General features: G+C 66.7%; 27 protein-coding genes. 7 read left to right on the top strand and 20 right to left on the bottom strand.

Going from position 1 to position 26,250, the window contains the following annotated elements:
* Positions 1-2: 2 nt before the first annotated feature.
* A complete protein-coding gene (locus tag OVA31_RS12680; protein ID WP_267627018.1) occupies positions 3-1,088 on the bottom strand; it encodes a dihydrodipicolinate reductase in 1,086 nt (361 codons plus the stop codon).
* The gene (locus tag OVA31_RS12675) at positions 1,085-2,152 is read right to left on the bottom strand and encodes a Rieske 2Fe-2S domain-containing protein (protein WP_267627017.1); all 1,068 of its coding nucleotides are present in this window, start codon (positions 2,150-2,152) and stop codon (positions 1,085-1,087) included. The genes OVA31_RS12680 and OVA31_RS12675 overlap by 4 nt, the downstream gene beginning before the upstream one ends.
* A gap of 117 nt (positions 2,153-2,269) precedes the next feature.
* Between OVA31_RS12675 and OVA31_RS12670 the strand changes: the two genes are divergently transcribed.
* The 5 genes from OVA31_RS12670 (at position 2,270) to OVA31_RS12650 (ending at position 6,526) form a co-directional block, all read left to right on the top strand.
* Positions 2,270-2,905 (top strand): TetR/AcrR family transcriptional regulator, encoded by a 636-nt coding sequence (locus OVA31_RS12670; RefSeq protein WP_267627016.1) that lies wholly within the window; start codon positions 2,270-2,272, stop codon positions 2,903-2,905.
* Between the two features lie 110 nt (positions 2,906-3,015).
* Positions 3,016-3,336: a putative quinol monooxygenase gene (locus OVA31_RS12665; protein WP_164308087.1), complete on the top strand. Its 321-nt coding sequence runs from the start codon at positions 3,016-3,018 to the stop codon at positions 3,334-3,336.
* A 170-nt stretch (positions 3,337-3,506) separates the two neighbouring features.
* A complete protein-coding gene (locus tag OVA31_RS12660) occupies positions 3,507-4,700 on the top strand; it encodes a thiolase family protein (RefSeq protein WP_267627015.1) in 1,194 nt (397 codons plus the stop codon).
* Entirely contained in the window at positions 4,675-5,337 is a 663-nt protein-coding gene (locus OVA31_RS12655; RefSeq protein WP_420714017.1) for a TetR/AcrR family transcriptional regulator, read from the top strand. The genes OVA31_RS12660 and OVA31_RS12655 overlap by 26 nt, the downstream gene beginning before the upstream one ends.
* Before the next feature lie 40 nt (positions 5,338-5,377).
* Positions 5,378-6,526: an acyl-CoA dehydrogenase family protein gene (locus tag OVA31_RS12650; protein WP_267627013.1), complete on the top strand. Its 1,149-nt coding sequence runs from the start codon at positions 5,378-5,380 to the stop codon at positions 6,524-6,526.
* 16 nt (positions 6,527-6,542) lie between these two features.
* Here OVA31_RS12650 and OVA31_RS12645 read toward each other — a convergent pair whose 3' ends face one another.
* The 4 genes from OVA31_RS12645 to OVA31_RS12630 all read right to left on the bottom strand — a co-directional run bounded on the left by OVA31_RS12645 (position 6,543) and on the right by OVA31_RS12630 (position 9,634).
* The gene (locus OVA31_RS12645) at positions 6,543-7,265 is read right to left on the bottom strand and encodes a dienelactone hydrolase family protein (protein ID WP_267627012.1); all 723 of its coding nucleotides are present in this window, start codon (positions 7,263-7,265) and stop codon (positions 6,543-6,545) included.
* A 173-nt stretch (positions 7,266-7,438) separates the two neighbouring features.
* Positions 7,439-7,966, bottom strand: coding sequence for a nuclear transport factor 2 family protein (locus OVA31_RS12640; protein WP_267627011.1), 528 nt, complete (start codon positions 7,964-7,966; stop codon positions 7,439-7,441).
* Between the two features lie 10 nt (positions 7,967-7,976).
* The gene (locus OVA31_RS12635; protein ID WP_267627010.1) at positions 7,977-8,834 is read right to left on the bottom strand and encodes an LLM class F420-dependent oxidoreductase; all 858 of its coding nucleotides are present in this window, start codon (positions 8,832-8,834) and stop codon (positions 7,977-7,979) included.
* A complete protein-coding gene (locus OVA31_RS12630) occupies positions 8,831-9,634 on the bottom strand; it encodes an SDR family NAD(P)-dependent oxidoreductase (protein WP_267627009.1) in 804 nt (267 codons plus the stop codon). Before OVA31_RS12630 ends, OVA31_RS12635 begins: the two co-directional genes overlap by 4 nt.
* 190 nt (positions 9,635-9,824) lie before the next feature.
* On the opposite strand from OVA31_RS12630, the gene OVA31_RS12625 reads away from it, so the two are divergent.
* The gene (locus OVA31_RS12625) at positions 9,825-10,976 is read left to right on the top strand and encodes a serine hydrolase domain-containing protein (RefSeq protein ID WP_267627008.1); all 1,152 of its coding nucleotides are present in this window, start codon (positions 9,825-9,827) and stop codon (positions 10,974-10,976) included.
* An 18-nt stretch (positions 10,977-10,994) separates the two neighbouring features.
* Here the strand turns inward: OVA31_RS12625 and OVA31_RS12620 are convergent, their stop codons facing one another.
* Positions 10,995-11,345 (bottom strand): DUF2568 domain-containing protein, encoded by a 351-nt coding sequence (locus OVA31_RS12620; RefSeq protein WP_267627007.1) that lies wholly within the window; start codon positions 11,343-11,345, stop codon positions 10,995-10,997.
* Positions 11,346-11,437: 92 nt separating this feature from the next.
* On the opposite strand from OVA31_RS12620, the gene OVA31_RS12615 reads away from it, so the two are divergent.
* Positions 11,438-12,502: an alpha/beta hydrolase gene (locus tag OVA31_RS12615; RefSeq protein WP_267627006.1), complete on the top strand. Its 1,065-nt coding sequence runs from the start codon at positions 11,438-11,440 to the stop codon at positions 12,500-12,502.
* Positions 12,503-12,627: 125 nt separating this feature from the next.
* Here OVA31_RS12615 and OVA31_RS12610 read toward each other — a convergent pair whose 3' ends face one another.
* From OVA31_RS12610 to OVA31_RS12550, 13 genes are all read right to left on the bottom strand, one after another.
* Positions 12,628-13,386: an IclR family transcriptional regulator gene (locus OVA31_RS12610; protein ID WP_267627005.1), complete on the bottom strand. Its 759-nt coding sequence runs from the start codon at positions 13,384-13,386 to the stop codon at positions 12,628-12,630.
* A gap of 46 nt (positions 13,387-13,432) precedes the next feature.
* The gene (pcaC, locus tag OVA31_RS12605) at positions 13,433-13,813 is read right to left on the bottom strand and encodes a 4-carboxymuconolactone decarboxylase (protein WP_267627004.1); all 381 of its coding nucleotides are present in this window, start codon (positions 13,811-13,813) and stop codon (positions 13,433-13,435) included.
* Positions 13,813-15,039 carry a lyase family protein gene (locus OVA31_RS12600; RefSeq protein WP_267627003.1) on the bottom strand — a complete coding sequence of 409 codons (1,227 nt, stop codon included), beginning with the start codon at positions 15,037-15,039 and terminating at the stop codon, positions 13,813-13,815. Before OVA31_RS12600 ends, pcaC begins: the two co-directional genes overlap by 1 nt.
* 3 nt (positions 15,040-15,042) lie before the next feature.
* Positions 15,043-15,597 carry a protocatechuate 3,4-dioxygenase subunit alpha gene (gene pcaG, locus OVA31_RS12595; protein WP_267627002.1) on the bottom strand — a complete coding sequence of 185 codons (555 nt, stop codon included), beginning with the start codon at positions 15,595-15,597 and terminating at the stop codon, positions 15,043-15,045.
* On the bottom strand, positions 15,594-16,433 hold the full coding sequence (gene pcaH, locus OVA31_RS12590) for a protocatechuate 3,4-dioxygenase subunit beta (protein ID WP_267627001.1): 840 nt from the start codon (positions 16,431-16,433) through the stop codon (positions 15,594-15,596). Before pcaH ends, pcaG begins: the two co-directional genes overlap by 4 nt.
* Positions 16,418-17,596 (bottom strand): 4-hydroxybenzoate 3-monooxygenase, encoded by a 1,179-nt coding sequence (locus OVA31_RS12585; protein WP_267627000.1) that lies wholly within the window; start codon positions 17,594-17,596, stop codon positions 16,418-16,420. The genes pcaH and OVA31_RS12585 overlap by 16 nt, the downstream gene beginning before the upstream one ends.
* A 277-nt stretch (positions 17,597-17,873) precedes the next feature.
* Positions 17,874-18,710: a type IV toxin-antitoxin system AbiEi family antitoxin domain-containing protein gene (locus OVA31_RS12580; protein WP_267626999.1), complete on the bottom strand. Its 837-nt coding sequence runs from the start codon at positions 18,708-18,710 to the stop codon at positions 17,874-17,876.
* Positions 18,711-18,994: 284 nt separating this feature from the next.
* Positions 18,995-20,194, bottom strand: coding sequence for an NAD(P)/FAD-dependent oxidoreductase (locus OVA31_RS12575; protein ID WP_267626998.1), 1,200 nt, complete (start codon positions 20,192-20,194; stop codon positions 18,995-18,997).
* On the bottom strand, positions 20,191-21,543 hold the full coding sequence (locus tag OVA31_RS12570; protein ID WP_267626997.1) for an FMN-binding glutamate synthase family protein: 1,353 nt from the start codon (positions 21,541-21,543) through the stop codon (positions 20,191-20,193). Before OVA31_RS12570 ends, OVA31_RS12575 begins: the two co-directional genes overlap by 4 nt.
* A gap of 168 nt (positions 21,544-21,711) precedes the next feature.
* Entirely contained in the window at positions 21,712-22,407 is a 696-nt protein-coding gene (locus tag OVA31_RS12565) for a protein glxC (protein WP_267626996.1), read from the bottom strand.
* On the bottom strand, positions 22,395-23,294 hold the full coding sequence (locus OVA31_RS12560; protein ID WP_267626995.1) for a glutamine amidotransferase: 900 nt from the start codon (positions 23,292-23,294) through the stop codon (positions 22,395-22,397). Before OVA31_RS12560 ends, OVA31_RS12565 begins: the two co-directional genes overlap by 13 nt.
* 19 nt (positions 23,295-23,313) lie before the next feature.
* Positions 23,314-24,660 carry a type III glutamate--ammonia ligase gene (glnT, locus tag OVA31_RS12555; protein WP_267631503.1) on the bottom strand — a complete coding sequence of 449 codons (1,347 nt, stop codon included), beginning with the start codon at positions 24,658-24,660 and terminating at the stop codon, positions 23,314-23,316.
* A gap of 196 nt (positions 24,661-24,856) precedes the next feature.
* A complete protein-coding gene (locus OVA31_RS12550; protein ID WP_267626994.1) occupies positions 24,857-26,215 on the bottom strand; it encodes an ammonium transporter in 1,359 nt (452 codons plus the stop codon).
* Positions 26,216-26,250: the final 35 nt, after the last annotated feature.

Raw genomic sequence — 26,250 nt, 5'->3', positions numbered from 1 at the left:
CCTCAGAGTTTGAACCGTCCCGCGAATCCCCGCAGCGGCATATCCGCGCTGGTGAGGATTCCCGGTCGTGCCGCCACGACGGATCTGATGGAGTTCAGCGCGGGCAGACCGGTCACCGTCATGCCGATCGACGCGAACGACGACGGATCGGACAGGTCGACACCTGCTTTCGGGAAGATCATGTGCTTGCTGTAGATCGACGGATCGCCGGTGACCTGGGTGATGTAGCAGCCCTTGATGTCCCACGACGGATCGGTGTAGGGAGTCATCTGCCATTCCAGGTGCGACTCGACCCGCGCCACGCCGTCGACCATGCCCTGGTACTTGATGTAGCTACCGCCGAGCGATCCCTGCGGCAGGCTGTACCACCCGAGATCGATGTCCTTGGTACACGCCCCGAGTTCATAGCTGAAGGTCACCTCGTCGAGTTCGAGGTCGAAGCAGTCGGCCATCAGGTACACCGAATCAGCGAAGACCTCGGTGTACTTACGCAGCGAGTCCGGGATCGTGGGATCGTCCACCGGGCGTCCGTATCCGACCGCCTTCCACGTGTCGACCGAGTGGTGGCACGAGACGTCGACCGACTCGGTGACCGTGACGTTCTCGATGTCGGCGACGTCCATCGAGCCGACGATGCCCAGCACCTGGCAGGCACCCGGATTCATGCCGGTCCCGTAGAACGTGGAACCGCCCTTCTGACAAGCCTCTTCGAGGATCTCGGTGGTCTTGCGGCCACTCGGATGCGGATGGTTGGTATTGCGATGGAAGCCGGTGATCCAGTCCGCCGTGGTGACGATGTCGATGCCGGCCTCGAGCACCCGGACATAGAGGTCCTCGTCGGGAAAGACGCCGTGGAAGGTCAGCACATCGGGCTTCGCGGCGATGATCTCGTCGACGGACCCCGTCGCGATCACCCCAACCGGGTCGAGTCCGACGATCTCGCCGGCGTCACGACCGATCTTGTCCGCTGTGTAGCAATGCAATCCGACCAGCTCCAGGTCGGGATGGTTCTGGATGCGCCCGATCATCTCGGTGCCCAGATTTCCGGTGGCCACCTGGAACACGCGGATCTTGTCGGGAGTACTCATCTGGTCATGCCTTCCTGTCGTGATGAAGCCGCCGCGAGAACAGCGCCACTCTCGGGCCGTGCGGGATCGAGACCGGCGGGTCCGCCGTCGGGGTAGAACTGCTCGGCCCACTCACGCAGCGCAGTGAAACCTTGGTATTCCTTGCGCGACAACGCCGGCGGGTCCGAGTAACGCTGGTGCGACCAGATGTGGATGTCGGCCGCGAACTGCTCGATGACGAAGTCGGCCATCGTCTTGCCGTACTTGGTCATCGGCCCGTCGTCCTCGCCCGGCTTGCGGCCGATCCACACGGTGAACCTGATGTCCGAGGTGTATTCGTCGACCGGCGTCACCGCCGGCATGGTGCGGTTGTCGACCATCCCCCAGCTCTTGGTGACCGAGCAGCCGAGGCCCGCGTTGATCGATTCGACTCCGCTGGTGGCGTTCTCGAGCGTCGCACCTTCGTCGAACGCGATGGTGAAGTCGACATAGGACACCGGTCCGGAGAAGTCGTGGCGGGTGAACTCCGGCATGAACGGCGTCTTGTGTACGAACTTGAAGTGCGCGAAGTCGACCCCGTTCTCCATCACGTACTGCGGATGCATCTCGAGCCCCTCGCGAAACAATGTCGCGTCCGGCACCGGTGGGTAGTAATCGGCCGCCGTCCGCCCGTCGCCGAAATCCGCGAAGATGTCCGGCACCTCGAAGTACGGTGCGCCGCCGTCGACGTCGTACCAGATCCACACCGCCTCGTTCCGTTCGACGACCGGATAACTGCGGATCCGCCTGCCCTTGTTGGGGCGGTTCTCGTACGGGATGCACACATTGCGGCCGTCGCCGTTCCATTCCCACCCATGGAACGGGCACACGAGGTTCTCGCCTTCGACGTGCCCGCCGAAGCCGAGGTGTGCACCGAGGTGTTCGCAATAGGCGTCGAACACCGACACCACACCGGACGCGGACCGCCAGGCGACCATCTCCCTGCCGAAGTACTTCATCGTGCGCACGTCGCGTTCGGTGATCTCCGCCGACCACGCAACCTGGAACCAGCCTGTCGGCTCCATGGACAGGGGCGGTTTCGCCATGTCGATCGTCCTTTCCCGCACGGCCGAGTTCTGGGCATCCAAAATGGTAGTGGGTTCTACGAAAGAATGACAGGGGGTTCTACGAAACATCGTCGAACCCGGCTAGGATCGGCAGGCATGACCACCCGAGCGGGCGTCAGCGGCCGACGGACCAACCGCCGCGGCGTCGCCACCCGTCAGGCAATGCTCGACGCCGCACTGAGATCGCTGGCGTCGGGCGGCCCCGGATCGGTGTCCGCCAATCGCATCGCGAAAGACATCGGCGCCACCTGGGGCACCGTCAAATACCAGTTCGGCGATGTCGACGGACTGTGGGCGGCCGTCCTGCGACGCAGCGCGGAACGACGAGGCGAGCTGCCGTATCGCGAGAACAACACGGCGCCGCTGCACCAACGTGTCGCGGAGATCATCGATATGCTGTTCGTCGGTCTGACGACATCGGTCGACGCCCGCGCCATCGAGAATCTGCGGGCGGCGCTGCCCCGCGACCACGCCGAGCTCGAGCGCCTCTACCCGAACACCGCCGCCGAGCTCGCCTCCTGGAAGGAGAGCTGGGCGCGGTCCTGCCAGAAGGCGTTTGCAGACCTCGACGTCGACCCGGTCCGGGTCCGCGAGGTTGCCGCGTTCATCCCCGGCTCGATGCGGGGCATGGTCTCCGAAGCGCAGCTAGGCACGTACTCGGATCTCGACGAGGCCCGTCGGGGTCTCACCAATGCGATCGTCGCGTACCTCGAACAGCCACGGACGGACTGAAAACCCCCTGTGGACAACGGTTGTGGAGGTATTGCCCATCAGCACCCGCCGATGCCCTAACGTCGGACGGTGATCGTCACCATCAAGATCTACGCAAGGAGCCATCTCGCATGTCGCCAGTGATCGTCGTCGCCACCATCTCCCCCAAACCCGGTGAGGAGGCCGCCGTCAAGGATGCCGTTCTCGCCGCTATCCCGAAGGTCCACGCGGAACCCGGGTGCGTGAAGTACTCGCTGAACGAGGCCACCGGCGACTCGACCGACCTGGTCATGATCGAGAAGTGGGAGTCGATGGACGCCCTCGCCACCCACGGCGGTGCGCCCGCCCTCACCGAACTCGGTGCCGCCATCGGCAACCTGCTCGCCGGCCCGCTCGACGTGAAGACATTCACGGCGGTACCGGCCGGGGACGCGGACCGCGGCGCGATCTAGTCCGAAAAGCACAGTCTGTCCCGACCACTCGCGAACGGAACCCGCGGAAGTATTGATTCCGCGGGTTCCGCCGTGCTAGACACGTAGAACGAGCGTTAGATCGGTGCCCTTCTGTGTTGTCTCGGCGCCGCGTGCAGATCCGTACTCATCCGTTTCCGGGAGGAACTCTCATGCCTGAAGCCGTCATCGTCGACGTAGTCCGCCTCGCCTCCGGAAAAGGCAAGCCGGGAGGCGCACTCTCCGAGACCCAGCCGGTGGAACTGCTCGCCCACGTCCTCCGCACCCTGGTCGAGCGCAACGACATCGACCCGGCACTCGTCGACGACGTCATCGGCGGCTGCGTCGGACAGGCCGGTGAGCAGGCCCTCAACATCTCCCGGACCGCACTGCTGTCGGCGGGCTTCCCGGAGTCGGTCCCCGCCACCACCGTCGACCGTCAGTGCGGCTCCAGCCAGCAGGCCGCCCACTTCGCCGCCCAGGGCGTCATCGCCGGCGCCTACGACGTGGTGATCGCGGCGGGCGTGGAGTCGATGAGCCGGGTGCCGATGGGATTCACTGTCGCCGGCCAGAACCCGTACGGCCCCAGCATCGCCGCCCGCTACCCCGACGGCCTGGTCGGACAGGGCATCTCCGCCGAACTCGTCGCCGCGAAATGGAAGTTCGATCGCGACGCCCTCGACGCCTTCGCCGCCGAGTCGCACCGCCGTGCCGCACAGGCCGCCGCCGACGGCTTTTTCGACCGGGAGATCATCCCCATCGACGTCGCGAACGCCGACGGCGAGAAGTCCACCCACACCGTCGACGAGACCGTTCGCGCGTCCACCACTGCCGAGAAACTGTCCGGACTCAAGGCGTCCTTCTACTCGGAGGAGTATGCGCAGCGGTTCCCGGAGATCAACTGGCACATCACGCCGGGCAACTCGTCACCGCTCACCGACGGCGCATCCGCCGCGCTCATCATGAGTGACACGATGGCGTCCAAGCTCGGTCTCACCCCGCGGGCCCGGTTCCACTCGTTCTCCCTCGCGGGCGACGACCCGGTCTTCATGCTCACCGCGCCCATCCCGGCAACCCGGAAGATCCTCGAACGGTCCGGCCTGTCCATCGACGACCTCGACGCCTACGAGGTCAACGAGGCGTTCGCGTCGGTACCGCTCGCGTGGGCGCAGGAGTTCGGTGCCGACCCGGACAAGCTGAACGCGCGTGGCGGGGCGATCGCCCTCGGACATGCACTCGGATCGTCGGGCACCCGCCTGCTCAGCACCCTGGTCAATCACCTCGAGGCGACCGGCGGCCGCTACGGACTGCAGACGATGTGTGAAGGTGCAGGCATGGCGAATGCCACGATCATCGAACGTGTCTGAGACCTCGGCCGCGGCCGAGGTGACCACTGGGGATTGGCGCCAGATCGAGCCCATCGCGCTCCCGGGCACGCTCGCCGCGGCGAAGGACGCCTTCCACGATCGTGGCTTCCACGGCACCTCGATCCGCGACATCGCGGCTCGAGCCGGGGTCTCGCTGCCGACTCTCTATTACCACCACGAGAACAAGCAGGGCATCCTGGTCGCGCTCCTCGAAGCGGGTATGAGTTCGGTACTCGGTCGGGTCCGCGCGGCGATCGGCGACGCCGGCACGCCGCCCGAACAACTGTCGAATGCGGTCGAGGCCATCGTCCTGCACATGACGGCTGACCTCGAACTGGCAAGTGTTGCTCGCGAACTCAGGTATCTCGACCACGACAATCCCCACCGGCAGCACTACGTCGGGATGCGCACCGAGGTGGAGGATCTCCTCGAGGACATCCTGCGACGCGGCATCGACTCGGGCGACTTCCAGATCGAGGGAGATGTCAAGGAGTCGCTGCGCTATCTGCTCGGTGCCTGCCAGGAGGTCACCACCTGGTACCACCCGTCCGGCACCCGATCACCCGCGGAGGTGGCGGGCTCCTACGCCGCGACCTCGTTGCGCGCCGTCGGCGCCCGGCCGACCGCGCACCACTGAAACATCCACCCGAACCACACCGAGGAGTTGAGGTAACACCATGAAACGCACCGTCTTCGAGTCCGAGCACGAGCAGTTGCGCGCCACCGCCCGCGAGTTCCTGGCCCGTGAGTGCGCCCCCCACGTGGAGAAGTGGGAGGCCAACGGACAGATCGATCGTGAGGTCTACAAGAAGGCGGGCGACGCCGGGCTGCTCGGCTTCAACATTCCGGAGGAGTTCGGCGGCGGCGGCACCGACGACTTCCGGTTCAATGCTGTGGTGGTCGAGGAGTTCGCCCGCTTCGGCGGTGCCGCACCCGGATTGAGCCTGCAGAACGATGTCCTCGTCCCGTACTTCCTCAACCTGGCCGACGACGAGCAGCGGAAGCGGTGGATGCCCGGGATCGCCACCGGCGAAACGATTCTCGCGGTCGCGATGACCGAGCCCGGCGCGGGCAGCGACCTCGCAGGCATCAAGACCTCGGCCACACTCGACGGCGACCACTACATCCTCAACGGCAACAAGACCTTCATCTCGGCGGGCATCAACTCGGATCTCGTCGTCGTGGTCTGCCGGACGAATCCCGATCCCGCCGCAGGCCACAAGGCCTTCTCGCTGCTCGTCGTCGAGCGCGGCATGGAAGGCTTCGAGCGCGGACGCAAGCTCGACAAGATGGGCCTCAAGGCCCAGGACACGGCCGAACTGCACTTCAACGATGTGCGCGTGCCCGTCGAGAACCTCCTGGGCGAAGAGGGCCGGGGCTTCTATCATCTGATGGCAAATCTGCCGTCGGAGCGACTCTCCATCGGCCTCGGCGCGATCGCCGGCGCCCGCGCAGTCTTCGACGAGACTCTCCAATACGTCAAGGACCGCAAGGCTTTCGGGCAACCGATCGGCAGCTTCCAGCACAATCGGTTCACCCTGGCCGAGATGTCCACCGAGCTCGACATCGCCGAGCAGTACATCGACCGCTGCCTGCGCGCAGTGGTCGACGGCGAGCTGACCGCCGTGGATGCCGCCAAGAACAAGTGGTGGTGCACCGAGCTGGCCAAGAAGGTCATCGACCAGTGTCTGCAGTTGCACGGCGGCTACGGCTACATGAACGAGTACCGGGTTGCCCGCGCCTACACCGACTCCCGCATCCAGACCATCTTCGGTGGGACGACGGAGATCATGAAGGACCTCATCGGCCGCGACATGGGTCTGTAGGCACCCCGACCGGCAGTCATGTCAGATGCCGGACGAAGAACCTCGCCGCGTCGTCTCCCGCGAACCGGGGGACGCCCGTGTGGCCGCCCATGTTGGCCTGCAGGGTCTTCTCCTGGGAGCCGAAGGCGTCGAACAGGTCGAGTGCCATCTGCCGGTCGTTTCCTTCGTCGTCCCACTGCAGCAGGACGTGCAGCGGAATCGTGATCTGACGGGCTTCGTCGATCGTGGCGCGGGGAACGAAGCTCCCGGCGAAGAGGCCGGCAGCGGCGATGCGCGGTTCGACCGCCGCCAGCCGGACACCGATCGCGATCACTCCGCCCGAGTACCCGACCGGGCCGCGGATCTCGGGCAGCGACAGCAATGCGTCGAGGACGCACTGCCATTCCGGAACCGCCTTCTCGACAAGCGGGAGCACGAGCCGGTCGACGATCTCGTCGACCGGCTCTCCGGTCGCCAGCGCCCGGCGCAGATCTGCACGGGACTGTTCGGCCTCCGGAGACGGGGGCCGGTCACCGCTCCCGGGGAGTTCGATGGTGGCCGCGGCGAATCCGTTCGCCACAGAACTCCGAGCGCGCCCCACCAGGCGCGGGTACATCTTCCGCAGTCCGCCGGGGTGGCCGAGCAGGATCAGGGGCGCTGGTGAGGCCGCGGGAGTCCACAGGGTGCCGGGGATCTCACCGAGGGTGAAATCGCGCTCGAGAGTGCCGTCGTCGAGACGCTTTTCGGAAACGAAGTGCATGGTCGTGCCTTTCGGGAGTGCTGGTGTAGCGGCGCTCCTCAGGCGACCTATCGCCCGACCGTGACCTCGAAGAGGAGCACCCACATCGATACGTTCACGGGTGACCACCTCCTGAGTTGTCTCGCACGGACTCCGGGAGGTTAGCAGTGGGCGTCATGCCTGCGCCACCGAATTCACGGATGCTCTCCCCGGGCTCCGGCACCGAGCAGCAGATGGGCACTCTCCTGCCCGTCGAGTGCTCGACTCGTGCGGCACCCGATCCGCCAGCCGTCGGCGGTCCGGTCGAGAGTGAAATGGTTGGCCGTCGCGCGGTGGACCACGAAGCCGTGGTCCTGGTGTCGGATCAGCAGTGAATGGCACACCGCCACAGCACTGTCCCCGTCGACGTGGACGCGCACCGGTCCGAGGAGATGGGCGCAACCTTCGGCGATCAGTCCCTGGTGGGGACGCGATCGCACCATCGCGGCGATGTCGTCGCGACCCGTCATCGACAGGCCGTCGACGTCGTAGGAGCCGTGTCGGTCCCAGAGGTGCGCGACATTCTCGGCGTCGCCGTCGTCGACCAGCGGTCCGTACGAGGCGATCAGTTGCGTGATCTCCTCGGAATCCTCGAGTCGGCGCACACGTGCCTCGAGTGCTGCCAGCCGGTCTTCCAGCGCCCGATCTTCCACGGCGATCTCCGTCCCGTCACCCGAATCCATGTGCCACAGCTCAATTCGTCTCGAACAACTCGGCCGCCGCCTCGAGTTGTTCGAGGTAATGGTCGACCGATGACGCCCGGATCGTGACGTCCACGATCGTCGCACCTGCTTCGACCGTGCGCGCCACGGCGTCGTGCGCGGCCTCCGGTTCGGCCAGGGGTTCCACCGTTCCCGCCGCGAGCACCACATCGAAACCCTCGCGCCGATCGGTGGTGTCGAGCATCTCGCGGAGCCTGCGACGGCCGAGTCCGAACGGCACCCAGCCGTCGCCGAGCTCCACGGCCCGTCGCAACGACCTGCCGGTCCGTCCGCCGACCCAGATCGGCACGCGCGCTGCCATCGCCGCCGGACGGACCACGACATCCGCGAAATGATGGTGTACGCCATGGTATTCCGGACGTTCCGCCGAGAGGGCCGCGCGCAGCGCGCGCAAGGAGTCGTCGGCGCGGTCCCCGCGGTCGGCGAAAGACGCACCGAGCAGATCGAATTCGGACTCCAGCGAGCCGACCCCGACACCCAGGACCAGCCTGCCGCCGCTGATCGCATCGAGGGTTCCGTATCTCTTGGCGATTTCCAGCGGATGATGGTAGCCCAGCACCAACACCTGTGTCGCGAGCCGAATCCGCTCGGTCCGGGCGGCCAGGAAACCGAAGGTGGCCAGCGGATCCCAGTAGGTGCCACCTCGCTCGTCGGCCACCGCGACGGGTACGGCCACGTGCTCGCTACACGTGAGGTGATCGAAGCCGAGGCGATCGGCCGCAGCGGCGATGCGCGCGAGATCGTCGATGCCGGCATCGACCTCCCACGGTGAGTGCGCGCCCGGGAACTGCGTCACGATGGGACTGTTCACGCCGATCGGAACCATCATCTGTTCGACCGTTCGCGCGGGAGCATTCGCCGCATCGCTTCGTCCGCACCGAGTACCAGGTCGGCCCGATCCATCCCGTTGCGCTTCTCGACGGCCCGCCCGTTGCCACCCGCGACCCAGACCGGCCCGTCGGACAGATGTGCCAGCCCCTCCGCCGCGACGTCGTCGGGCTCGGCCACCCGGATGCCGGGGATGTCGAAGTCGAGTCCGGCACGTTGCATCGCAGGTGTTCGTGTGACGCCGAGAATCAATTCCAGGACGTCGATCCCGTGGTCGCGGAGTTCCAGCCAGATTGATTCCGCGAAGATGCGACCGAACGCCTTGACGCCGCCATAGACGCTCTGCTCACGTGAGCCGAGGTAGCCGCTCATCGACCCGACCAGGATGATGCCGCCGCGTCCGGCACTCCGCATCCGCCTGCCGAACCGATGGACCAGCGCCAGCTGGCCGGTGATGTTCAGGTCCAGAACCGAACGGAAGCCGTCGAGCTCACCATCGAGAAACGCCCGGCCGTAGCTGTTGGCGCCCGCGTTGTAGATCAGCAGACCGACGTCGATGTCGTCGGTCGCCGCAGCGATCTGCTCGATCGACGACGGCTGCGTGAGATCGAGCGCCAGGGTGCGGACCTCGACGCCGCGCCCGCGCATCTCCGTCGCGGTGTCCTCGAGTGGTCCGGACTTGCGCGCGATCAGGACGAGGTTGATGCCGGCATCGGCGAGGTGACGTGCGAATCCTGCTCCGACACCCTCGGATCCGCCGGCAATGACGGCCCAGGGCCCATAGCGGTCCACATCGAACATCGGCAACCTCCTCATATCCGGCGCTGGTGTCCCGGCATCACGGAACGCTCCCGAACAAATGCTTGGTCGGGACGTTACCCGACGCGTCGTCCCCCGGCGCCGCTCTCGCGATCCGCCACCACAGACCGGCCTGCGGATCTACAGTCAGCACAGGTGTGGCGGCCCCGCCACCACCTGCGAGGAGGCCGCCATGTCCGACATCGTCGAGGTCCACGGACACACCGACCCACGGTTCGACCGGGTGCGCGACGAGCTCGCCGCGCAACTCACCGCGGGCGAGGAGGTCGGGGCGGCCATCGCGGTCGACATCGACGGCGACGTCGTGGTCGACATCTGGGGCGGCCACCGCGACGCCGCACAGACCCTCCCGTGGGAGCGCGACACGATCGTGAACGTGTGGTCGACGACCAAGGAGATCACCGCGCTGTCGGTGCTGATGCTCGTCGAGCGCGGGCTCGTCGATCTGCACGCCCCGGTCGCCACCTACTGGCCGGAGTTCGCCCAGAACGGCAAGGAGTCCATCGAGGTGCGCCACGTCATGGCGCACACCTCCGGAGTCTCCGGCTGGGAGAAACCGTTCACCGTCGCCGACATGTACGACTGGGACGCCGCGATCGAACATCTTGCGCGCCAGGCCCCGTGGTGGGAACCCGGAACGGCATCGGGCTATCACGCACAGGACTACGGACACCTGCTCGGGGAGATCGTGCGACGGGTGACCGGCAAGCATCTCAAGCAGTTCGTGGCCGACGAGATCGCCACACCGCTCGGCGCCGACCTCCAGATCGGTGCCACCCCGGCCGACGACGACCGCATTGCCGAGATCATCCCGCCACCACCACTGGAGATCGACATCGCGTCGCTACCGACCGATTCCCCGATGTTCAAGACGTTCACCGGGCCGATCGCCGAGGCGAGTGCCGCCAACACGATCCCATGGCGCCGCGCCGACATGGGCGCCCTGAACGGTCACACCAACGCCCGTGCCCTGGTGCGCGTGATGTCGGCGATCTCGCGCGGCGGAACCGTTGACGGCGTGAACCTGCTGTCGGACAAGACCATCGACCAGATCTTCGACGAGCAGGCACGCGGTGTCGACCTCGTCCTCGGCGTCCCGTTGCGTTGGGGTATCGGCTACGGGCTGCCCGAGCCCGCGACACTGTCGTATCTCCCCGACGAACGGATCTGCTTCTGGGGCGGCTGGGGTGGATCGATGACGGTGATGTTCCCCCTGCAGAAGATGACGGTCTCATACGTGATGAACAAGATGGCGCCGGGCATCATCGGGTCGGACCGTTCGGAAGCCTACGCCCGGGCGATCCTCGCGGCCGTCGGCGACTGATCGGGTCGTCCGCGGTGATCAGCCCCGCGCAACGCTGTCGTGACCGATGTTGTGACGGTGGAACAGTGGCTCGGAGATGACGGCGACGATCACGAAGATCATGGCGGCAATCGGGGCCGCACGATAGAGCGCGTACGCCGCGGCCAGATAGATGACCACCTTGGCGAGGTAATACGGCACCGTAGGGAATCGACGTGGGGCCTTCGGTGCCATGAAGAGTGACCAGAAGGCGATGACGGCGACCAACAGGACCACCGTGGCGACCCAGCCGAGTACGCCGGTCCCGCACCACGCCAGACCGAGCGACGCGAACGCGCCCACGGCGACCAGCTCGACCAGGAACACGAGCAACGCCACCAGGTAATACATGCCTTCGCCTCTCCCGCATGCTGTGCCGCCGGACACGTCGGCATCCCACGTAGGATCGCACGACGTGACTGACTCGACGGTGGAACACACGCATGTTTGACGGCGTCCGCACCCTGTACCGGTTGACCCGCGGTGAACGCGTCGTCGACGATCAACCGACCCCGCACACACTCATCGCCGACGGTCCGCATCGTCGGTTGGTGCGATACGGATCCGACGCCGACCTCGCGGCCGCGCGATCGGCAGGCCGGCCCCCAGTGCTTCTCGTGCCGCCGCTGGCCGTCCCGGCCCGCTGCTACGACCTGTCACCGGACATGTCGCTGGTCGCCTTCCTGCTCTCCACCGGCCGCGTGCCGTATCTGGTGGACTTCGGCGAGATGCGCTACTCCGATCGGCATCTCGGGTTCGAGGACATCTTCGACGACATCATCCCCGAGGCGGTCGGCCGCGTGATCGACGACTTCGGGTCCGCGGCCGACGGGCTCGACCTCGTGGCGTGGAGCCTCGGCGGCACCGTGTCCCTGTTCACCGTCGCCGCCCATCCCGAACTGCCGGTGCGGTCCGTCACGGCGGTCGCCACCCCGTTGAACTATTCGGTGATACCGCCCTACCCCCTGGTCAAGCAGGTGACCCGGCCAATCGGCGCCACACCGGTCCGGCTCGCACTCAAGGGCATGGGCGGCATCCCCGCACCGCTGGTGCGCGGTGCCTACCGCGCGACGGCATGGCAGCGGGAGCTCAAGAAGCCCGGCTACATCCTGCGCAACGCCGACAACACCGAGGCCTTGGCACGCATGCAGGTGATCGACTGGTTCCAGGACGCGATGCCCGGTTATCCGGGCAGGTTGTCGGAACAGATGTGGGAGAACCTCGTCTACCGAGACGAGATCGCCCGTGGCGTACTGGACTTCGACGGCCGGATCGTCGACCTCACGTCCATCGCGGTACCGATCCAGTTGTTCGGCAGCCATCGCGACGCGATCGTCAGCTGGTCCGGCGCGCACCACGGAGTCGAGTTGTTCGGCGATTCACCGCACGTCCATTTCACCACCGTCGAGACCAGCCATCTCGGCCTCATCGCCGGTTCGGATGCCGCCGCCCAGACGTGGCCCCGGATCGACGGGTTCCTCAGCGCACTCGATCAGCCGCCGACCTGACTCGGCGGCCGGGCGCGCGTACCTCCCCACCCACCGTGCGCAGTTTCCCGCCCATCGTGCGCATACCCGTGAAGGCTCGCACGATCGGCGCGATTCTGTGCACGATCGGCGGCGATGGCCGACCGTCATGGCGAGGTGTCGGGCAGCATTCTGCCGACACCTCGCGCTGCCACCTGTGCCGCCGCGACCAGAGTCGGCCGGTTACGCCCGAGCGTCGGGACCACCACACCGAGAGCGGCGACGACGGTGTCGCCGCGGCGCACCGGGACGGCGACCGAACAAGCGCCGAGAGTCATCTCCTCGACCGTGGTCGCGTAGCCCTGCTGGCGGATCTGCCGTAGCTGCCGGTCGAGGACACCCGCCGCGACGATCGTGTGCCGTGTCATCGGCGTCAGATCCTCCATCGCGGTACGACGGATGTCGTCGGGAGCATGTGCGAGGAGGACTTTGCCGACGCCGGTGCAGTGCAACGGCAAGCGACTCCCGACGCGGCTGACCACCGGCACGGACGCCCGGCCGGAGAGCCGATCCAGGTACAACACCTGAGCCTCGTCGCGGACCGCGAGATGCACCGTGGCCAGGGTCGCGGCGTAGAGGTCCTGCAGAAACGGCGCCGCGATCTCACGGATCCCCGATTGGATCGGCGCGAGCAGACCCAGATCCCACAGCCGCCGACCGACGACGAATCGGTTGTCCGGGCGTCGGGTCAGTGCGCCCCACGTCTCGAGTTCCCGGACCAGCCGGTGAACAGTTGGCAGGGGCAGTTGAGCCCGCTCGGCGATCTCCGTCAGGGTGAGAGCGCGGTGCGCGCGGTCGAAGGCTCCCAGCACCGCGAGTGCTCGCGCCGCAACCGACTGACCTGGACTCCCCGTGTTGCCCGCCATCGTCGTACCGCCCGTCGTTTCACTCAGTGAAACTCAGGCTAGCCGATCAGCGAGCTGCCTCGTCTACCTCCGCGAACACACCGACCGCGATCCGGAATGCCGTGTTGGCGTCCGGCACCCCGCAATAGATCGCCGACTGCAGAATGACCTCTTTGATCTCGTCGCGCGACAACCCGTTGCGCAGTGCCGCGCGCAGATGCATCGCGAGTTCCTCGTGGTGCCCGCGGGCGATGAGTGCGGTGAGGGTGATCATCGACCGACTCCGACGGTCCAGTCCCGGCCTGGTCCAGATACTGCCCCACGCGTATTCGGTGATGAATTCCTGGAATTCGCGTGTGACGTCGGTGATCGCCGCGGTCGCCTTGTCGACATGCGCGTCGCCGAGGACTTCGCGGCGCACCGCCATTCCATCGTCGTACTTGGACATCAAGCCCCTTCCGTTATGACGCGCCGAGCCCGTGCAAGCTGGGCGTCGATGTATTGCTGTGTGGCGCCGAGATACTCCGGTCCCGGCGCGTGCCCGACGACCGTCGACATCGATTCCTGTTCCGATGTCACCGCCGCCCCCGCACCCGCCAGGTTCGCCTGCATCCGATCGCCGTGGACGTCCAGTTCGGCGACGAGCCGACTGGTCTGCCGCGCCGCGACGACGGTCCTCCGGACCAACGTCCGCAGCGCATCCCACTCGACGTGCCACGCGCCTGCGGTGCGCTCCTCGATGGCATCCGCGGCCGCCAGATGCAGAGTGGAACCGAGCGGCGGGGCGCTCAATGCCGCTCGCCGGATGAGCACCGACAGAACGGGATTGGCCTTGTGCGGCATCGTCGACGACGAGCCGCCGGAACCTTCGGACAGCTCGCCGATCTCGGGGCGCGACAGCACCAGCACGTCGTTGGCGATGTGGCCCCAGGCGTCGGTGCAGCCCACCGCCGCATCGCCGCTGCGTGTGACCGCGGTGCGGACGGAATGCCATGGCGCCACCGGTGCGAGGCCGAGGATGTCCGCGGCGACCGCCCCGGTCTGGACCGCGATCGGACCCGCATCCGCCCCACGCCCCGAGAGTTCGGCGACGGCCGCCGATGTCCCTGCCGCACCGCCCATCTGAACCGGGAAGGTCAGACCCGCGACCTGCCCGCGGGCATCGAGGACCCCGTGCAGCCATTGTGCCGCCTTGAGTCCGAAGGTCATCGGGACCGCGTGTTGGGTGAGCGTGCGTGCCACCAACCTCGTGTGGCGGTGGTCGTCGGCGAGATGTAGGAGTGCCCCGACCTGAGCGTCGAGTTCGATCCGAACAGCATCGAAACCCACTGCAATACAGAGCATCAGCGCTGTGTCGATCACATCCTGGCTGGTGAGCCCGCGATGCAGCCACGTGCCGACCGTCGACGAACCGAGCCCGTCACGTAGCCGCCGGACGAGCGGGATCACCGGATTGCCACCGGATTCCGCTTCCTCGGCGATTCCCTCGATGTCGCCGTCGGCGATCAGACCACGGAGGGTGTCGACGGAGACCACTGCGTCCGTCGGCGCGATCCCGGCTTTGACGAGCGCCGCCGACCAGGCCGATTCCACCTGCAGCATGGCGTCGAGAATTGCTACGTCGGTGAGAATATCACCGGCATGATGATCGCCGGGCCAGAGGAGATCAGGCACGGATCATCGTCCGCCGTGATCGAGGAAGACGGTCTCACCCTCGCCCTGGAGATGGATGTCGAACCGGTACCCGTCGTCCTCGGCGGTCGCGATCAGGGTCGACCGCCGTTCCTCGGGCACCGAGTTGAGCAGCGCATCCGATGCCAGGGTGCGTGCACTGTCGGGCAGGTAGGCCCGCGTGAACAGCCGATCGAGCAGGCCGCGCGCGAAGACGCAGACCGCGAAGAACGGCGCTGCGCCCGGCGACACCGCACCGGGGGCGAGGGTCGCGAAGGTGTAGTGGCCCGTCCGGTCCGTCTGTACGCGGCCGAATCCGGTGAACGTGAAGCCGTCTCGCCGCAGAGATCCGGGCTCCTGGCTGACGTTGCCCGCGCCATCAGCCTGCCATATCTCGATCAGGGCGTCCGGCACCGGATCGCCTGCGCCGTCGAACACGGTGCCATGCAACCGAATCCGATCGGGGTGGCCGGCCTGCACCAGTTCCGCACCGCCGTCGAACGGCAGAGCGTAGTGGAAGAACGGACCGACGGTCTGGCCCGGCGTGGGTGCGAGGGTCACTGGTCATCCTCCATCGGGGTCTGCCGGCTTCCGGTGAGCACGATGTCCCAACGGTATCCGGTTGACCATTCGTGCTGGGTCAGATCGTGGTCGTAGGTGGCGACGAGTCGCTCTCGGGCCTGCTGATCGACGATCGCCTGGTAGATCGGGTCAAACGCGAAGAGTGGGTCACCCGGAAAGTACATCTGGGTGACCAGCCGCTGAGTGAAGGCCGTACCGAACACCGAGAAGTGGATGTGGGCCGGGCGCCACGCGTTGTGGTGGTTCTTCCACGGGTACGGGCCAGGCTTGATGGTGGTGAACTTGTACCACCCGTCGTCGTCGGTGAGGCAGCGGCCCACGCCGGTGAAGTTCGGGTCGATCGGCGCGGGATGCTGGTCACGCTTGTGGATGTAACGTCCGGCCGCATTGGCCTGCCAGACCTCGACGAGCTGGTGGCGGATCGGTTGTCCGTCACCGTCGAGCACGCGTCCGGTCACCACGAGGCGCTCGCCGATCGGATCGCCGTTGTGCGCAATCGTGAGGTCGGCCTCGAGCGGGTCGACGTCGCGGTGGCCGAAGGCCGGCGACCAGAGTTCGATGCCTTCCGGGTCGGAGTGGTGAAAGTTCTTGGTGGGGTGGCGCAGCAGGCTCGACCGGTACGGCGGATAGTTCAGCCGGGGAGCGGTCTCCGGCGCCTCACCCGCCGACAGGGACGACGCGTGATCCGCACCGATCCGCGCGATCTCGTCGCTGATCTGCTGCTGCGTACCCTGCGCGGCGTCCGACGAGATCTGCCCGTGCTCGTCGAACACCTCCGGCTCCTCGTCCGCGCCCGTGATCAATGGTGTGGCCATCCTGTGTACCCTTCTGCGAGATAGGTGGAGCCGGCCTCCGAGGAGACCAGTGACTGAAGCTCTCCGAGTTGGCGCTGTTCGTCGAATTCCGATGCGTCCGAGGAATTGTGGAGCATCGTGGTCATCCAGTAGGAGAAGTGCTGGGCCTTCCACACCCGCGACAGCGCGCGGTCGGTGTAGTTGTCGAGAGCGTCGTCGTCGCCCTTCTGCACGGCACGCTCGATCTCCTCGGCCAGCACCCGCACATCGGACAGGGCGAGGTTGAGACCCTTGGCACCCGTCGGAGGCACCGTGTGTGACGCATCGCCGGCGAGCAGGAGGTTGCCATGGCGCATCGGTGACTGCACAAAGCTCCGGAACGGCAACACTGTTCGCTCGAGGACGGGACCGTCCTTCAACCGGAATCCGTCCGATCCGGCGAGCCGGGTGTGCAGCTGCTCCCAGATCCGGTCGTCGGACCACTCGGCAGGGTCTTCGGTGGGATCGCACTGGAAGTACATGCGCTGCACGGTGTCGGTCCGTTGGCTGATCAGCGCGAAACCCTGGGCCGAGCGGGTGTAGATGAGTTCCGGGGCGCTCGGCGGCGCCTCCACCATCACGCCGAACCACGCGAAGGGGTACTCCCGGTAGTACTGATGCGCGTCGGCGACGAGGGACCGACAGATGCTGCGCGAACCGTCGGCACCGACGACGAGGTCGGCCGAGATCTCATGCCGTCCGCCGTCGGCGTCGGTGAAGCGGACGATCGGGCTGTCGAGCACACCGCTGACCTCGGTGTCGGTGATGCCGTACCGCAGGTCGCCGCCGTCCCGCGTGCGCGCGCGATGTAGATCGACGAACACCTGGGTCTGTGGGTAGAGCCAGCACGACGCCCCGGCCAGTTTCTGGAAGTCGATACGGTGGCTGACCCCACCGAACCTCAGCGAGATCCCCTCGTGCTCGTGCCCCTCGGTGAGGACGCGGTCCGAGACACCGGAATCGACGAGCAGTCGGACGCTGTCGCGCTCGAGGATGCCTGCACGGTGCGTCGTCTCGATCTGCTCGACCGTACGATTGTCGACGACCACGCTCTCGATCCCGGCGACGTGCAGCAGATGCGACAGCATCAGCCCCGCCGGGCCACCACCGACGATGGCCACCTGGGTCGTGGTCGTAGTGCTCATCTCGTCTCCGCTCGTGTGATCTGTGGCGATGCTCAGAACGGTATGAGTCCGCGCTCACAAATGTCGACCCGCGGCTTTCACTGAGTGAAACTCGGCCTCGTCGGGCCGTCCGCACGTACCGGGTCATCATCGGGTAGTTCCCAGAAAAGCACCCCAGAATTGCGCCCGTCCGAGGCTAGCCGGACGCACTATGGGCGCGGCGGACTTGAGGAGGGCGCTTTTCTGGGGCGCTTTTGTGGGACCGCCCCCGCAGGGCGCACTTGCTGACGTTCGTCGCTCACCCGGTCCGACGTCGGTGGATACGCTTGCGGATGATCCGCGCAATGTCCGCGTAGGTGGTGTCCCAGTGCCGGAACACCTGACCGTAGGTGAGCCGCAACGGGATGTAGCCATCGGCGATCAGCAGACGATCACGCCGACGATCCGATTCGTAGTTCGTGACACCTGTGTGGTGGTCGCGGCTGTCGAGTTCCACAGCGAGACACTCACCGACCAGCAGATCGACCCACCCCACATCCGGCACCTCGTGTTGAACCAGCACGTTCAGCCCGGCCGCGCGCAGTCGCAGGCGTGCCGCGGTCTCGGTCCCCGACGCCGCTCGACGATCACACTTGTCGACCAACCGCCTGATCGACTCGGGCCCGCGCCGGAACTCGTCCACGAGGTCGTCAGGGGTGATCTTTCCGAGGTTCATCGCCGAATCACAGACAATGACAAAGCCCTCCTCGTCCAGACATCGCGCCGCGTACTGCAGAGAGGTCGCGACGTCATCGATCGCGCCGTCCGCCGGTGTAGGACGCCCGTATCGGCGGCAGCTGTCGGGCGCGTGTCGTCGCCCATAGCGAGTGAGCCTCGCGTGCAACCCGTCGTAGCCTTCCGGAACCCACAGGCCGTGATGTCGTAGCGCGGAGGCACAGGTGACGAGACAACCGCCTTCCACCACTGCCACGACCTCAGCGTCCGCGGCGGCCACCGCGTACCACCCGTGCCTGAGCCGGATCAGAGTGCCGTCGTCGGCGGCTGCCCTGATCGCCTCGGTGTCATAGCCGACGCGGATCAGTTGGCGCGTCGACACAACTCCGCCGAACCGAGCGATCAGCGTGTCGAAATCCACGCTGTCAGTCTCGCGGGCATCAGGTCGCCGGTAGCGTCCAGAACGTGTGGTCGCGCGGATCTGTGGACCATTCGGAGTCTGTGGAGAACGGGTCTGCGGCCTCCCGGGCCCGGCCCCCCGTTCCCGGAAAAGCGCCCCCGAAATCCACCCACCTCACCAAGGCCGTCGACATATCGTCCGCCACGAGCCTGCAGAGGGCGCATTTCTGGGGCGCTTTTCTGGGGCGCTTTTCCGGGAGCGAGGGCCGGGAGCGAGGGCGGGGCCGGGGCCGGGCGCGGGGCCCGTCAGCGCATCTCGCCCGCACCCACATACGGGAACCGGGACGTGAGCGGATCACCCTCGGCGAACCGTGACAGCCGGAAGTCGGTCTCCGGGACCCTCGGGTCGGTACTGTGCCCGTCGACAACGATGTCGGCGACGAGGCGTCCGACGGCCGGCGAGATCTTGAAACCGTGTCCGCTGAACCCTGCCGCGATGACCAGGCCGTCGAGCGGACCGGCCGAGATGATCGGGTTCCAGTCGGGCGTCACGTCGTAGCATCCGGCATAGCTGCTGGTGATCGCCGCGTCGGTGAACGCCGGGAAGCGCGTGCCGACCTTGTCGACGGTGAGGTCGAGGAAGGCCTCGTCGGCGCGATTGAGGTAATTGTCCGCGTCGGCGTCCTCGAGCTCGGCCAGGTCGCTGTTGCCGAAGAGGATTTCACCGCGCACGTCTGGCCGCACGTATTGCAGCGAGACGAGATCGGAGAACACCGGCACCGGCCCGAGTTCGATGCCCGGATGGATCATCACGATCTGCTCCCTGTGCACCTCGATCGGGACATCGATGCCGTGCGCGGCCAGAAACGGCCGCGTCCACACACCGATCGCGACGACGACGATGTCCGCGGAGATCGTCGAACCGTCGGCGAGCTGCACACCGGTGACCTTCTCGCCGTCCACGAGCAGTCTCGTCACCGCGGTGGACTGCCGGATCCGGATGCCTGCGGCACGCGCCGACCCAGCGAACGCCTGGGCGGTCTGATAGGCGTCGCCATAGCCTCCGCGCTCCTCCCACCCGAACGCGGCGAACGGGTCGAGATCGGCGGCCGGCCAGAGCTCAGCGACGTCGGAACGATCGATCTCCTCGGTCTGCACCCCGACCTCACGCTGCGCCGCAAGGCTCTTTCGGAGATTGTCGACGTTGGCCGCCCCCACTCCGACGACGTAGCCCGTCTGGCGGAACCCGATGTCGGTACCGAAGATCTCCTCGGCCTTCTCGAACACCTCGAGACCCGTCGCCGCCATCGCGGCAAGCGAACTCACGCCGTAGTGGCAGCGCACGATCCCCGACGATTTGCCGGTCATCCCGGCGCCGACGGTGTCGCGTTCACACACGACGACGTCGGTGATACCCCGCTGACCGAGCGCCCACGCGGCGGCGACTCCTTCCAGCCCGCCTCCGACGATGACGATCGATGCGGTGTCACCGCCGCGTGCGTTCACAGCCCCGCCCCGGGAATCCAGCTCGTGCCCGCCAGCGGCACCCTGGCCATCGCCGACGCCTCGATCGAGATCGCCACGAGGTCTTCGGGTTCCAGATGCCGGATGTGCGCCTTGCCGCATGCGCGGGCGATCGTCTGGGCCTCCATGGTCATCACCCGCAGGAAGTTGGCGAGCCGGCGCCCGCCCTCGACCGGGTCGAACCGTGCGGCCAGGTCCGGGTCCTGCGTGGTGATGCCTGCCGGGTCACGGCCGTCCTGGAAATCGTCGTAATAGCCTGCGGCCGATCCGATCTGCTCGTACTCCGCGGCATGACGAGGGTCGTTGTCGCCGAGTGCGATCAAGGCCGCGGTGCCGATCGCGACGGCGTCGGCACCCAGGGCCATAGCCTTCGCGACATCGGCGCCGTTGCGGATGCCACCGGAGACGATGAGCTGGACTCCACCGTTTCCGTTCGTTCCGGACCTGTGCACACCGAGTTCCTGAAGAGCCTGCACCGCCTGCGGGATCGCGGCGAGGGTCGGGATGCCCACATGCTCGATGAAGACGTCCTGGGTGGCGGCCGTTCCCCCCTGCATGCCGTCTACCACCACCACGTCGGCTCCCGAATGCACGGCGAGTTTGACGTCGTAGTAGGTGCGACTGGCGCCGACCTTCACATAGATCGGCTTCTCCCAGTCGGTGATCTCGCGGAGTTCGTTGATCTTGATCGCGAGGTCGTCGGGACCCGTCCAGTCGGGATGGCGCGACGCGCTGCGCTGGTCGATCCCCTCGGGGAGGGTCCGCATTCCGGCGACCCGTGCGGAGATCTTCTGTCCCAGCAACATTCCTCCGCCGCCGGGCTTGGCGCCCTGACCGAGCACGATCTCGATGGCGTCGGCGCGACGCAGGTCGTCGGGGTTCATGCCGTAGCGCGACGGCAGATACTGGTAGACGAGGTTCTTGGACTGGCCGCGCTCTTCGGTGGTCATCCCGCCGTCACCGGTGGTGGTGGAGGTGCCCACCTCCGACGCACCGCGGCCCAGCGCCTCCTTGGCCCGGCCGGACAGCGCACCGAAGCTCATGCCCGCGATGGTGACCGGGATATCCAGGTGCAGCGGATATCTCGCGTTTCGGCTGCCCAGGACGACGTCGGTGTCACACTTCTCGCGGTAGCCCTCGAGCGGGTAGCGCGACATCGATGCGCCGAGGAAGAGCAGGTCGTCGAAATGCGGCAGCTTCCGTTTGGCACCCCACCCGCGGATGTCGTAGATGCCGGTCTCGGCGGCCCGCTGGATGGCGGCGATCGTGGTGCGGTCGAAGGTGGCGGACTCACGCAGGCCGCGCTGTTCGACGGTCAGGTTGTCGGTCATGGTGTTCTCCGGTGGTTGGGGGGGGGTGATCTCGATACGGCGCCTCGCTACGCTCGGTGCCTACTCGATCAGCGGTCCGGGGGCGGTCGGGATCAGCGGTGTGCGCGCCCATTCCGCCGGTCGAGTAGCCGCGAACGGAGTGAGTGGCGTATCGAGACCACCGCGCGGTCAGTACGCCGACGAGTTGTCGACGCGGAAGTGATAGAGCTCGCGGGCGGAACCGTAGCGGGTGTAGTCCGCGGGGTCGTCATCCTTGAATCCCGCGGCCTTCAGCAGGCCGGCGAGTTCCTCGAGGTGTTCGGCGCGCATCGGCTTCGACACACAATCCGCACCGAGCGACCCGACCTCCCCGCGAACGTAGATCCGCGTCTCATAGATCGAATCACCCAGTCCGTCAGCGGCATTCCCGCGGATCACCAGACGGCCGGCCTGCGCCATGAAGGCACTGTTGTGGCCGACGTTCCCGCCGATGACGATGTCGGCGCCCTTCATCGAGATGCCGCATCTCGCCGCGGCATCGCCCTCGACCACGAGCAGGCCACCGTGCGCGGTGGCTCCCGCGGACTGCGAGGCGTTGCCCTTGACCACCACGGTTCCGCTCATCATGTTCTCTGCCACACCGGTTCCGGCGTTGCCGTTGATCACGACCTCCGCCTTCTGATTCATCCCGGCGGCGTAGTAACCGACATGACCGTTGACGGTGATCTTCACCGGCGCGTTGACCCCGGCCGCCACGCTGTGCGCACCCGACGGGTTCTCGACGACGATCTCGCCGGCGATCTCGTCGCTGTGCAGCGCCGCGTTGACGTCGCGCAGCGATGTGGTGGCGAGGTCGAAGATGTTGTTGGGATTCAACGTGTCCATGCGTAGACCACCTCCGGCTCGGGTTCCCAGATACGTGCGTTCTCGACACCGGGCAGATCGGCCAGCGCGCGGTACTCGCTGGCCATGGCGACCCAGTCGTCGGTCTCGGCGATCACCGCCGGCTTGCACGCGATGGCGTCACGTACAACCGCAAACGAATCGTGATTCGACACCAGCAACGTGTAAAAGCCGTCGAAGGTGGCACACACCTCCTTCAGCGCTGTCTCGACGTCCCGGCCCTGCGCGAGCTGATGCGCGACGAAGCGGGCACCCACCTCGGTGTCGTTCTCGCTGTCGAATTCGATTCCGGCGGCGCGCAGATCGCGGCGGATGCTCGCGTGATTGGCGAAGGAGCCGTTGTGGACCAGGCATTGCTCCGGTCCGACGGCGTAGGGGTGCGCACCCGACGGTGTCACCGCGGATTCGGTCGCCATCCGGGTGTGCCCGACGCCCTGCCAGCCCGTTGCATTCGGTAGATCCCAGGCGCGCACCAGGTCACGGGGCGCGCCGACTCCTTTGAGGACGGTGAGGTCGGCACCGAATCCGGCGACGAGAGCGTCCGGGTAAACCGATCTCGCCGCCGAGAGGATCTCCTCCGAGTCCGACGCGGCCGTCAGCAGGAGGGTGTTGTCCACCAGCTGTGCGGCCACGGGTGATCCGAGTGCATCGCTCACGGCGGCTGCCGCGGTGGCGATGTCGTCGACACCGGTCTCGAGCATCGAGACGCAGCCCTGGCCGGGTGGGGACCAGGTCGGATCACCGTAGACGGCGATGCCTGCCGAGTCCGCGCCTCGGTCCTGCATCTCGCCCAGCATGCCGCTGAGCAATTCCCCCAGCCGGGGATGGAGTTCGGGGTTGCGCAGGTGCAACCCGACGATTCCGCACATGTCTTGTCTCTTCCTCGTGTCAGAAGGCGGTCAGGTAGTTGTCGATCTCCCACGGCGACACCGTGGCATGCCAGGCGAAGAATTCCTCTCGCTTGAGGCGCGAGAAGTATTCCGACACAGGAGCGTTGCCGTCGGCCCAGTCATCCGGCACCGCTGCGTCCAGCACCCCGCTGACCACCGCATCGTCGTCGAGGGCTTCAACGGCGTGTAACAGGGTGAGCGGCAAGGCTCCGAGATGATCGGGGCAGGTGCCGATCGCACCGGGGTCGAGACTGCGCTTGATGCCGTCGAGCCCGGCTCCGAGCGCGGCCGCGATGGCGAGATAGGGGTTCGCCGAACCGTCCCCACCACGCAGCTCGACACGCTGGTCGTCGGGGACCCGGACGTAGTGCGTGCGGTCGTTGCCGCCATAGGTCGGCCGACGAGGCGCCCAGGATGCGCCCGATCGGGTCGCGGTGGCGCCGGTTCTCTTGTACGAGTTGACCGTTGGTGCCATCACCGCCTGCAGGGCAGACGCGTGTTCGAGCACTCCCCCGACGAACCCGTAAGCGGTGGGCGAGAGGCCGAGACCCCGCTCGTCCTCGTCCGGCGAGCCCGCGAACACCGGCGCCCCGCCCGACGTCAGCGAGAGATGCAGGTGCAGCCCGGAGCCGGTGCGTTCGGCGAACGGCTTGGGCATGAAGGTCGCGACCATCCCGCGTTCGGCGGCGATGGTCGAGAGCAGGTAGCGCAGCGTGATGACCCGGTCAGCCGTGGTCAGCGCTTCGGCATACGTGAAGTTCTGCTCGAACTGACCGTTGCCGTCCTCGTGGTCGTTGGCGTAGTTGCCCCACCCGAGCTGATTCATGGCGGTCGACACGGCGGTCAGATGGTCGTACATGCGGGTCAGCCCGCGAACGTCGTAACAGGGCTGGTCGGAGTCGTCGGCGGCGTCGGCGGTGATCAGCGAGCCGTCGGTGCCGCGCTTGAGGAGGAAGTACTCGACCTCGGCGCCGACCCATGGCTCGAACCCGGCGTCGGCGGCCTGTGCCACCAGCGACTTGAGGATGTTGCGCGGCGCGAACGGCCACGGCTTGCCCTCCACGTGCGGGTCGCAGTGGACGATCGCGAGGCCCTCCTTGATGAACGGGATGGGCAGGAACGACGAGGTGTCCGGGATCGCCATCAGATCGGGATCCTTGGGCTCCTGGCCGATGGCCCCCACCGCGTAGCCGGCGAAACCCACACCGTCGGTGGCGAGTTCGTCGACCGCCTCGACCGGCACGAGTTTGGCGCACGGCTTGCCCCGAAGATCGACGAAGAGGGCCAGGATGAACTTCGTCCCGGCGGCCGCACAGAGGTCGGCGAGGTCGTGGGTGTCGGTCATGGTCATGTCTCTCCAGGTGAGGGCGATGCGTTCAGCACGTCTACTGTTGTGAACCTTTGTCTAGTTCTAGTAGACAGCCCCGGTGTTTCGATCCCGTTACGCCGGCGTGAGCTGTTGGTGTCGCTTGCGAGGGTCGGAACGAGAGAGCTCCCCTCCCTCCCCGCGAGGGGAGGAAGGGGAGCTGTGCACCGGTCACTCAGGAGGTCGCGAGGCCTCGGGAAGGTTGTGTGACGTCCTCCGGCTCGGCCGCCGAGGCCCGCCCGATCATGGCCTCCGTCAATCCGGAACCGTGACCGACACCGGCTGCCGGGATCTCATATGCCGTCTCGGCGTGAATGGTCGAGTCCAGGCCGGTCATCTCGGTTTCCTCGTCCACCCGCAACCCCATGACCTTGTCGAGGGCCTTGGCGATCAGCCAGGTCATCACGAACGAGTAGGTGCAGGTGATGACGATGCCGGCGAGTTCGCGCCACAAGACCCCGAAGTCGCCGCCGAACAGGATGCCCTGGACCCCCGCCGGTGCAGAGCCCGACGCGAACAGGACGATGCAGAGAGTGCCGACGATGCCGCCGATACCGTGCACGGCGAACGCGTCGAGGGTGTCGTCGACCTTGAACTTGCTCTTGAAGCTCAGGCACAGGGCGACCACGGCGCTTGCGACGATCCCGACGCCGAGCGCACCGACGGGGCTCATCGTGTTTGCCGACGGCGTGATGCCGACGAGTCCCGCGATGGCTCCGGTCATCATGCCCAGAGACGTCACGTGACCTTCACGGATGCGCTCGATGATGCAGAAGCCGATCATGCCGGCCCCACCCGCGAGCAACGTGTTGAGGATGACGAACTGGGTGAGGAAGTTTGCGCCGCCCGCGCAGCTTCCATTGAAGCCGAACCAGCCGAACCACAGGATGCCGCCGCCCAGCAACGCCAGCGGGACATTGTGCGGTCGTTCCATCCGCCGATGCCGTGCACCGAGCACCAGAGCCAGCGCGAGGGCCGCGACACCGGAGTTCATGTGCACCGCGGTCCCACCGGCGTAGTCGTGGATCTTGATGTCGTTCAACAGGAAACCGCCGCTGTAGCCGTCACCGTCGGCGGCGAACACCCAGTGTGCGACCGGGAAGTAGACCAGTGTCAGCCAGATCGGTGCGAACACCAGCCACGCGGTGAACTTCATCCGGCCGGCGGCACCGCTGGCGACGATCGCCACGGTGATCGCGGCGAACAGGATGAACCAGGCGGCGACGTAGAGGACCTGGATACCCCCGGACCCGTCGTCGGACATCCACTTGCCCAGTCCGATGTAATCGGCCGGGTTCCCGATGATCCCCCAGCCCTTCACCGACGGCCCGGAGACCAGCCCGTACCCGAACAGGACGTAGAGGACGCAGGTGATACCGAGGGTCGCCAGCACCATCGTCATCATGTTGAGGACGTTGCGCGCGCCGACCATGCCGCCGTAGTAGAGCGCCAGGCCGGGAAACATGAGCAGGACGAAGACGAATGCCGCGAGCATCCAGGACAGGTCCGCGTGCGCGGAGAGAACTGCTTCCATGAGTGTGTCTTTCGGTGTGAGTTGACGGTGGACCG

The sequence above is a fragment of the Gordonia sp. SL306 genome (assembly GCF_026625785.1).
In the GTDB taxonomy this organism is placed as follows: Bacteria; Actinomycetota; Actinomycetes; order Mycobacteriales; family Mycobacteriaceae; genus Gordonia.
Note: the sequence above shows the minus strand (reverse complement) of the source record. Positions and strands in the feature narration are given on the sequence as shown.